Raw genomic sequence first — 1,084 nt, 5'->3', positions numbered from 1 at the left:
CCTTGATACCGCTTCTTCTCAATTGAAAGAGCAGAAAAAAGAAAATGCTAAGGTTGTTTCTATTAAAACTGAACAACAAAAACAAGGTATTGACCTTGCCGATTTAGTAGATGATAGCAAAGTTGATTGGGATAAGTGGGTTTCATTTGACGGCAGACCATTAACTGATGATGTTAAAGAAGCTATGAAACGATTATTAGGCAAACGTTTAGAAGACAAATAAGGAGGGTTCTATGGGCAGACAGGAGCTTTTAGAATATCTCCTTAAAGAAGTTGAAAAGTTTGGATTTTCTGTATTTGCTGATGAAATGTTCCCTATACCTGCAATCGTTAATACAGATGATAAAATAATGATTTACAGTTCTATTGAAGTAACTCCTTTTGAAATTGCTCATGAACTGATTCATATTATTAATAAAGATAGCCATCGCGGAAAGTATTTTGATGCAATTAACCCTCAAGAAGCCAGAGCAAACCACGAAGCTATTCTTCTTCTTTGGGAAATATTTGAAGCTAACGGGGGAAACTACGAATATTTCAATGTGTTTGTGAATACAACAGATGCACCTTTTGAATTGGCTGAGTCAATCATCAAAAATGAATATTTAGAGCTGCATGAAGCTATCACTGAAATATTTGAAGATGAAATAAAAGTTAGTATAAATAAGCAAGAAATGCATGATTATATCGTAGATTACATTGGTTATTTTGATGTAATTGAAGCTATTAATGTTTACCAATTTTTGGATCATTATCATCTAAGTCATAATTTCTTTAATATGGCAGAAAAAGAATTCCAGCTATTATTGGGAACTAATTAAATAAGTAAAACTACGAGCAATGTCTTGAACCTCGTTAAAAAGGTAAGTAAATAACGTGCGCCATCACAAAACTGGCAAGGAGAAATTATGGGATTTAAAGAACTATTAAAAGCAAAATCTTTCAATGAATATTTTGATGCAAAAAAAGACCATCAAAAAATGGAAGAAATAAAAAATAGAACACAAACCGATGTGCTAAAAAATGCTGGTGCATCACTAATTCCTTCTTCAATTTCTAATTTTGGTTTTAAATTGAGTAAAGA

2 protein-coding genes are annotated in these 1,084 nt (G+C 31.8%); both read left to right on the top strand.

Translation table 11 applies throughout. The features are described 5' to 3' along the window. Positions 1 to 223: hypothetical protein (locus AB0N14_RS40360; RefSeq protein WP_366030647.1), on the top strand; the 223-nt coding region annotated here is incomplete at its 5' end. A gap of 10 nt (positions 224 to 233) precedes the next feature. Then, positions 234 to 821, top strand: a complete 588-nt coding sequence (locus AB0N14_RS40355; RefSeq protein ID WP_366030646.1) for a hypothetical protein — start codon at positions 234 to 236, stop codon at positions 819 to 821. Positions 822 to 1,084: the final 263 nt, after the last annotated feature.

This window comes from Streptomyces sp. NPDC051104, assembly GCF_040682835.1.
Classification (GTDB): domain Bacteria; phylum Actinomycetota; class Actinomycetes; order Streptomycetales; family Streptomycetaceae; genus Streptomyces; species Streptomyces cynarae.
The sequence above is the reverse complement of the archived record's forward strand: the minus strand, read 5'-3'. Positions and strand labels throughout refer to the sequence as shown.